The sequence below is a fragment of the Protofrankia sp. Cr2 genome, assembly GCF_963555885.1.
In the GTDB taxonomy this organism is placed as follows: Bacteria; Actinomycetota; Actinomycetes; order Frankiales; family Frankiaceae; genus Protofrankia.
Genome location: NZ_CAUVXG010000036.1, coordinates 41,749 through 50,019, shown reverse-complemented (window position 1 = coordinate 50,019; position 8,271 = coordinate 41,749). Strand labels below are relative to the sequence as shown.

6 protein-coding genes and 1 tRNA gene are annotated in these 8,271 nt (G+C 69.3%); 6 read left to right on the top strand and 1 reads right to left on the bottom strand.

The annotated features are described in order from the left end of the window. Positions 1 to 109: 109 nt before the first annotated feature. Positions 110 to 192 (bottom strand) — tRNA-Leu (locus U9978_RS16400). 113 nt (positions 193 to 305) lie between these two features. On the opposite strand from U9978_RS16400, the gene U9978_RS16395 reads away from it, so the two are divergent. The 6 genes from U9978_RS16395 to U9978_RS16370 form a co-directional block, all read left to right on the top strand. Beyond that, entirely contained in the window at positions 306 to 1,889 is a 1,584-nt protein-coding gene (locus U9978_RS16395) for an FhaA domain-containing protein (protein WP_322762004.1), read from the top strand. A gap of 6 nt (positions 1,890 to 1,895) precedes the next feature. Next, entirely contained in the window at positions 1,896 to 2,420 is a 525-nt protein-coding gene (locus tag U9978_RS16390) for an FHA domain-containing protein (protein ID WP_322762003.1), read from the top strand. Beyond that, on the top strand, positions 2,417 to 3,871 hold the full coding sequence (locus U9978_RS16385; RefSeq protein WP_322762002.1) for a PP2C family serine/threonine-protein phosphatase: 1,455 nt from the start codon (positions 2,417 to 2,419) through the stop codon (positions 3,869 to 3,871). The genes U9978_RS16390 and U9978_RS16385 overlap by 4 nt, the downstream gene beginning before the upstream one ends. A gap of 10 nt (positions 3,872 to 3,881) precedes the next feature. After that, positions 3,882 to 5,363, top strand: coding sequence for an FtsW/RodA/SpoVE family cell cycle protein (locus tag U9978_RS16380; RefSeq protein ID WP_322762001.1), 1,482 nt, complete (start codon positions 3,882 to 3,884; stop codon positions 5,361 to 5,363). After that, positions 5,360 to 6,814, top strand: a complete 1,455-nt coding sequence (locus U9978_RS16375) for a penicillin-binding protein 2 (protein WP_322762000.1) — start codon at positions 5,360 to 5,362, stop codon at positions 6,812 to 6,814. The genes U9978_RS16380 and U9978_RS16375 overlap by 4 nt, the downstream gene beginning before the upstream one ends. Beyond that, positions 6,811 to 8,271, top strand: a 1,461-nt coding sequence (locus tag U9978_RS16370) for a protein kinase domain-containing protein (protein WP_416211004.1), incomplete at its 3' end; no start/stop codon positions are given. The genes U9978_RS16375 and U9978_RS16370, both read left to right, overlap by 4 nt.

Sequence of the window (8,271 nt, the reverse complement as noted above, 5' to 3'; positions counted from 1 at the left end):
GGTCCGGGGCGCAGCCCTGCACCGGGGGGTCCGGGGGGTCGCCCCCCCGGCAGACATCACGACCACCGGAAAGCCGACCAACGGTCGGCGACCAGCACAAATCAGTACGTGGGCGAGGGGGGAGTTGAACCCCCACGTCCGTTAAGACACACGGACCTGAACCGTGCGCGTCTGCCATTCCGCCACTCGCCCGAGTGCGACTATCACGCTATCACGCGATCCACGCCGCCCGAGCCGTGGGCGGCGTGGGGCTGGAAGCATACGATCTCAGGGTCGGGAGAAGGCCTGGAGGAGGGGAGGTCGAGATGGGCGTGCTACAGCGCTTCGAACGCCGCCTGGGCGGCCTCGTCGAGGGTGCATTCGCCAAGGTCTTCAAGGGCGGCGTCGAACCGGTCGAGATCGCCAGTGCGCTGGCCCGGGAAACCGACGACCGGCGTGCGGTCGGTTCCAACCGTGTGCTCGTCCCCAACGAGTTCGCGGTCGAGCTCGCCGTGGGGGATTTCGCCCGACTCGCCCCTTACACCCAAGCGCTCTGCGACGAGCTGGCCGAGATGGTCCGCGAGCATGCCGCCGAGCAGCGCTACACGTTCGTCGGTCCCGTCAACGTGCGGCTCGCGGAGGCCGAGGACCTCGATGTCGGGGTGTTCCGCATTCGCAGCAGCGTGACCGCAGCCGACCCCGGCGCCGTGGCCGGTCGACGCGGCCCCGCACGCCCGCGATCGAAGACTCCGGGAACGCCGCTCCTTTTGATCTCCGTCAAGCCCGGACCGGAGAGCCGTGCCCCCGGGGAGGAGCGCGAATATCCGTTGGACAGCGAGATCACGGTCATCGGTCGCAGCGTTGAGTGTGACATACGTCTCAATGACACCGGAGTTTCCCGCCGGCACGGCGAGGTCCGGCGGATGCCGGATGGCCAGTTCGTCTACATCGACCACGGTTCGACCAACGGCAGCATCGTCAACGGCCGCGCAGCCAGCCAGGTGCGGCTCGTCGACGGCGACCAGATCGAGCTGGGCGCAACGATCCTCGCCTTCCGCCGGGAGGCCCCGCGAGACGTTGACGCGAACCGGGCCGCTCGCCGTGTTCCAGCCAGCCCACCGGGACCACCAGCCCCGTATCCCCCCGCGGCAGCCGATCCGTACGACCGGCCACCGGACCCGTACCGGGGCGAGCCCGTCCGGGGCGAGCCCCGCGGATACCCGCCCCCGCCGGCGGACCCGTACCGGGGCGACCCACGGCACGGTGGTATCCCGGCCGGCTATCCGCCCCGGCCGGCGGAGCCCTACCGGGGTGACCCGCGGCACGGCGGTACCCCGGCCGGCTATCCGCCGCCGCCAGCCGATCCGTACCGCGGGGGCGGGGGTGGCGGCCCATACCAGGACGAACCGGGACGAGGCGACCCTCGCAGGGACGGTCAGCGGGGCGGCTACCCGCCACCGCCGGAGGCATACCGGGGCGGCGGCCGACCCGAGACCGGCCAACCTGTGGGGGGGCAGCCGACCGCCCCATATGCCGATCCGTATGGTGGCGGTCCGCGCTACGACGACCCCTACGGTGGGAGGGAAGGCCAGCACCACGGTGGGACAGACCGTCTTGACCCTCGTGACCAGCGGGCTAGCCGCATGCCCGGCCCACCTCAGAGCGGGTCTGACTCGACCGTGGCCGGCCCTGGAGTTCCCGCCGGCCATCGCCCGCCATATGATCGGGGAATTCCCGAAGGCCAACGCGACCCGCGGCGCGACGTCCGACCGATTGATCCCGACGACGACATGCACGAGCAGGAGACGTACCGTCCAGATCAGCTCCCCCCCGCCGCACGCCGGAACCCGCCCCAGCGCGAGCGGCCGGCCGGGGCCGCCGCACCACCTCAGACCGATCGCGGCTGGTAGGCCGTTATGAACGGATCAGCACCCAGCGACCTGGTGCTACTCGTCGTTAAAATCAGTTTTCTGGTGCTGTTGTGGGTGTTCGTCCTCGCCGCCGTCCGGGCAGTCCGGCTGGACGTGTTCGGGCCGACAAAACGCCAACAGCAGCACCTTCAGGCGGCAGCACGCCCACCCCACCCGACACCCGCCCGCCAAGCCCCACCAGCTCGACCGCAGAGCAAGCCTCCCAGTCGACGATCGCGAACGCCGAGCAAACTTATCGTTACTAAGGGTCAACTTGCAGGGACGATGATTCCACTTGGACCGACGCCTGTCACCATCGGACGGGCGCAGGACTCAACGCTGGTCCTGGAGGACGACTTCGCCTCGGCGAGGCATGCAAGACTCGTCCCCCACGACGGCCAGTGGTTCGTCGAAGATCTGGGCTCAACCAATGGCACATACCTCGACCGCACGAAGGTGACCAGTCCCATGCCGGTACCTCTCGGCGCGCCGGTCAGGATCGGGAAAACCGTCCTGGAGCTTCACCGGTGAGCCTTAGGCTTCACTACGCCGTTCGCTCGGACGTTGGCCATGTCCGAGAAGGCAACGAGGATTCCGCCTATGCGGGCTCACGGCTGGTAGCCGTAGCCGACGGCATGGGCGGACACGCGGCCGGTGAGGTCGCCTCGTCCACCGTGATCTCACAACTTGCCGACTTGGACGCAGACGTCGGCAGCGGCGAGATTCTGCACGCGCTGGCGGACTCGGTGGACCTGGCCAACGCCGAGCTGCGCGCGATGGCCAGCGAGGATGGCTCGCTCGAAGGCATGGGCACGACGGTGACCGCGCTACTGCTGTCGGGCATCAGTCTCGGCGTGCTGCACGTCGGCGATTCACGCGCCTACCTGCTGCGCGACGGCGTCCTGCGCCAGGTGACCCATGACCACACGCTGGTCCAGGATCTGGTCGACCAGGGACGGATCACTCCCGCGCAGGCCGACACGCATCCGCAGCGGTCGTTACTGATGCGTGCCCTTGACGGGCGCGACGTCGAGCCGGACCTGTTCATCCAGGACGCGATCACCGGCGACCGGTACCTGCTGTGCACCGACGGTCTGTCCGGGGTCGTGACCGAGGTGACCATCCACGACGCGCTCCTGCTGCCCGGCCCGCAGGATGTCGTCGACCGGCTCGTCGAACTCGCGCTCAAGGGCGGCGGTCCCGACAACATCACGGTCGTCGTCGCCGACGTGGTGGAGGACGATGACGGGGGTGACAACCGCCCACTGATCGCCGGTGCCGCCGCGGAGAAGCGGATCGTGCCGGGTGCCACGGCCGCCCGGACCGGCCCGAACCCGCAGTTCCCCGACCACGAGTCACCGGCCGCCAAGGGTGCCAGGATCGGTCGGATCGGCACCCACCGTCGCGACCCGGAGCCCGAGGACGTACCCGATGCGACCTCAGCCCGACGCCATCTCCCCCGGCCGGTACTCGCCGGTCTGTGCGCCGTCGTGCTGCTCGGTGCCGCGGCACTGGGGGCCTGGTTCTACCTCCACCGGCAGTACTACGTGGGTGTGGATGTGGACAACCAGCATGTAGTGATCTTCGAAGGGGTACCCGGGAGCTTCGTCGGGATCTCCCTGCACAGCTTCAAGGAGTCCGCGGACCCCGCCATCGCGGTGAGTAACATCAAGGAGCCTCTACGCAACGATGTGACCAATGGTCACCCGGTGAACAGCCTCGACGCGGCGCGCACCTTCGTCACGAACCTCAGGAAGAACCTCAACGATGTGGCGGCGGACATCACGGGTCCGACCGCGTCGCCGTCGGTAACGGCAACACCGTCGGCAACGGCGACACCGACAGCCGCCGCGGACGCCGGCCTGACCGGGGGGACGGCCACCGGAAACCCCCAGGCCGGTTTCGGAAACGTCACCACCCCGATACCGTGCGAAACCGCATCGCTCCCCACCTGCGCCCGGTCGCTCGCCACACCAGGATGACACCCGCAGGATGACAGGTCTCCCCCCGCTCCGCGGCAAGGCGGTCGATCTCACCGGAACCTTCGCCCGGTCCCCGGTCCCGGCCGGAGCCCAGCTACCGCCCTATCGCCAGCGGGAACTGTGGTTGCTCCTGTTCGCGGGCCTGCTCGCGACGGCTGCGCTGGCAGCCGTGGTGCTGGCGATCGACGGGACCATCACCCTGTCGGTCTTCACCTACGGCTTGGGTTTCGGGGCGCTGTGGGGGCTCGCGCACCTCGCGGTACGGCGGTTCGCGCCGGCCGCCGACCCCATCCTGCTGCCGCTCGTCGCGGCCCTCAACGGTCTCGGCCTGGTCATGATCTACCGGCTGGACCTGGCCAAGGTTGCTGCCGCGGTACGGGCCGGTAAACACGTTCCGGCCGGCACCGCCCAGCTTCAGCTGGTGTGGACGCTGCTCGCCCTTGTCGTTTTCGTGCTCGTCCTAGCCGTCGTCCGGGACCATCGGACACTGTCGCGCTACGCCTACACCGCCGGTCTCGTCGGGTTGGTGTTCCTGGTGCTGCCAGCCATGCCACTGATCGGAGCGACCATCAACGGCGCCCGGCTGTGGCTGCGGATCGGCCCGTTCACCTTCCAACCCAGCGAGATCTCGAAGATCATTCTTATGATCTTCTTCGCCGGCTACCTGGTGAACAAGCGCGACGTCCTCTCGGTGGTCTCCCGCTCCTTCCTCGGGATGCACTTCCCGCGCGCCCGCGACCTCGGACCGGTCGTCGTGGCATGGTTGGCGAGCCTCGGTGTCCTGGTCGTCGAGAAGGACCTCGGGTCGTCCCTGCTGTTCTTCGGCATGTTTCTGGTCATCCTCTATGTCGCGACCGAGCGGGCGTCCTGGGTCGTGATCGGGCTTGCTCTGTTCATGCTCGGCGCGGTGCTGTCCTACCAGCTGTTCGGGCACGTCCAGGTCCGGGTGGACGGCTGGCTGCACGCGTTCGACGGTGACAACCCCACCAACAAATCGTTCCAGCTGGTACAGGGCCTGTTCGGGTTCGCGGCCGGTGGAATCACCGGTACCGGGCTCGGGCAGGGCAGCCCGCAGCGAGTTCCCTTCGCCAACACCGACTTCATCGTCGCGAGCATCGGCGAAGAACTCGGCCTTGCCGGGATCATGGCGATCCTCGTCATCTACGGACTGATCGTGACGCGTGGTCTGCGAGCCGCCGTCGGCGCCCGTGACCCGTTCGGCAAGATGTTGGCGACCGGCTTGTCCGCGTCGCTGGCCCTGCAGGTCTTCGTACAGGTCGGAGGCGTCATGCGGCTCATCCCGTTGACCGGTCTGACCCTGCCTTTCATCTCCTATGGAGGATCGTCGATCGTTTCCAACGCCGCCATCATCGCGTTGCTGCTACGGATCAGTGACTCCTACCGACGCCCCGCGCCGGTCGCGCCGGCCGCGCCGCTGTTCGACCCGACCGCGGTGGCCGACAGCCCGACGCAGGTGGTGAAGACAACATGAACGCACCCATACGCAAGGTCGCCATCGCGTGTCTGGTGTTGTTCGCCGCGCTGCTGATCAACGCCAACTGGCTGCAGGCCGGGAGCGCCGACACCCTGCGGCACAAGCCCGGCAACGCCCGTCAGATCACCGAACGGCTTGAGCGGGAGCGGGGTTCGATCGCCGTGGCCGGCGGCCAGGCCGTCGCGAGCTCCGTCCCGGTGGATGACGATTACAAGTTCCAGCGCCAGTACCCGGCCGCGAAGCTCTACTCCAACATCGTCGGCTACTACGGGCTGTACACCTCCGCGGGCCTGGAACGCTCCCAGAACGACTTCCTGTCCGGTGAGGACCAGCGGCTGTTCGTCTCCAAGGTCTCCGACCTGATAACAGGCCACGAACAGCGGGGTGGGAGCATTGTCACCACGTTGGTGCCACAGATCCAGCAGGTGGCGACCACAGCGCTCGGCAACCGCAAGGGGGCGGTGGTGGCGCTCGACCCGAGGACAGGCGAAATCCTCGCCATGGTGACCAGCCCGACCTATGACCCGACACCGCTGGCCAGCCACAACGACACGACGGCCAGTAAGGCCGCCCAAGCGCTCAACACCGACCCTGACAAGCCGCTGCTCAACCGCGCGACCCAGGAGACGTACCCGCCCGGCTCGACGTTCAAGCTGATCACTGCGGCGGCAGCCCTGGCCGCCGGTCACCAGCTCGAGGAGCGCATTGCCGCCCCCGACGAACTTCCGCTGCCGCAGAGCAGGACCGTCCTGCCGAACTTCGACGGCGAACGCTGCGGCGACGGCGTGACCGACACGCTCATCCACGCCCTGACGATCTCCTGCAACACCGCGTTCGCCAAGCTCGGCATCGACCTCGGTGACGCCGCCCTGCGGGCTCAGGCCGAGGCGTTCGGCTTCAACGCGACCGTGCCCGACTTTCCCCTGGCACAGGCACCGAGCGTGTATCCGACCGCGAAGCTCGACGGTGCGCAGACCGCGCAGTCGGCCATCGGGCAGTTCGACGACAAGGTCACGCCGCTGCAGATGGCCCAGGTGGCCGCGGCAATCGGCAACAACGGCGTCATGATGCGGCCCTACCTCGTGGCCGAGCTACTCGGCCCTGACCTGAAAGCGATCAGCCGAACCGAACCCGAGGTCTACAAACGACCGGTCAAAGCGGACATCGCCGCCAACCTGAACACCATGATGCAGAGCGTCGTCACCAGCGGCACCGGCACCAAGGCGCAGATTCCCGGGGTCGCAGTCGCAGGCAAGACCGGCACAGCCGAGCACGGCGACAACGAGCCCCCACACGCGTGGTTCATCGGTTTCGCCCCGGCAATCAACCCGACCATCGCCGTCGCAGTGATCGTCGAGGACGGCGGCGGCGAACTCGGTACCGGCGGCGTGGTGGCCGCTCCCGTGGCCCAGCAGGTCATGAAGGCCGCATTGGACGCTCGCCGGTGACAACCCCAGCGCAGCCGGGCTTCGGCGAACCGTACCCCGGTGTCGCGGCACCGGCCGGCCAGTCGGCGGCACCTGCGCCGCCGTCGCTTGTCGCGCCACCGGCAGGACCACCACCGGCGGGACCTCCACCGGTTGCTTCGGCTGCCGCGCCGGGGGCCGCATACCCCTTCGGCGGCTCACCGCTGGGCACCGTCCTGGACGGCCGGTACCTGCTGGAAGGACGGATCGCCACCGGCGGCATGGGTGAGGTGTGGCGGGGTCTCGACCAGACCCTCGGCCGTCCCGTCGCGGTCAAGCTGCTGCGTCCCGAGTACGCCAGCGACGAGTCGTTCCTCGTTCGTTTCCGCGGCGAGGCCCGGCACGCCGCCCGGGTGTCGCACCCGGGCGTGGCCTCCGTTTACGACTACGGCGAAGTCATCGTCCAAGGTGATCATCCAACCGCGTACCTGGTGATGGAGCTGGTCGAGGGCGAGCCGCTGTCCGCGCTGCTGCACCGGGAGAAACGCCTGTCCCCCGAGAAGACCCTCGACGTCCTCGGACAGGCCGCGGACGCCCTGCAGGCGGCGCACGCCCTGGGGGTGGTCCACCGCGACGTCAAGCCCGGCAACCTGCTGTTGCGTACCGACGGCGCGGTCAAGGTAACCGACTTCGGAATCGCCCGCGCGGTGGACGCCGCACCGCTGACCGCCACCGGCATCATGATGGGCACGGCGTACTACGTCTCCCCGGAGCAGGCATCCGGGCGGCCGGTGACACCGGCGAGTGACGTGTACTCCCTGGGCGTGGTCGCCTATGAGTGCCTCGCCGGCCGGCGCCCCTTCGACGACCGCAACCCGATCGTCGTCGTCATGGCGCACCAGCAGGACGAACCCCCGCCGCTGCCGCCCGACGTGCCTGAATCGGTCCGCGGGCTCGTGCAGGCCGCGATGGCGAAGGACCCGGCCCGCCGGCCGGCGTCCGCCGGCGGGTTCGGACGCACCGCCGCCGCGATCCGCCGGAGCCTGTGGAGCGCCGACGCGACCCGCCGAGGCGTCGGCCCGGGAGCCGTACCCCAGCCAGGCTCGGATGCCACCGCCAGGCGTCCCGGTCCGTCCGGTATCCGTGGCGGGCCGGACTTCGCGACGGGACAACCCGCCCGGGAGCGGCCGCCGTCGTGGACCCGTCAGCCGTCCTGGACCACCGGAACCGGGACCGGATCCGCCGAGGAGATCCGGTCCCGGTGGGATGCTCTGTCCAGCTGGAATGCGGAGCCGCCGAACGGCCGGGAGCCGCGCGACCACGGCTCCGGTCGCGCGTCGTTTCAGGGGGCCTCCGACGACGGTGCGGGCCCAGCCGGCGGCACGCCGTCCGCGCCCTGGGATGCCCGGACCCACACGCCGTCGTCCGCCGCCACCGGCAGACCGGACGTCGCGCCCTCGGACATCCACGCCTGGCAGCCGTCTCCCGCGAACCGGGCC

Bases quoted from the DNA above. Each gene is read 5' to 3' on its own strand.
- U9978_RS16395 (WP_322762004.1), top strand. From the start codon at position 306: ATGGGCGTGCTACAGCGCTTCGAACGCCGCCTGGGCGGCCTCGTCGAG.
- U9978_RS16380 (WP_322762001.1), top strand. From the start codon at position 3,882: ATGACAGGTCTCCCCCCGCTCCGCGGCAAGGCGGTCGATCTCACCGGA.
- U9978_RS16375 (WP_322762000.1), top strand. From the start codon at position 5,360: ATGAACGCACCCATACGCAAGGTCGCCATCGCGTGTCTGGTGTTGTTC.
- U9978_RS16390 (WP_322762003.1), top strand. From the start codon at position 1,896: ATGAACGGATCAGCACCCAGCGACCTGGTGCTACTCGTCGTTAAAATC.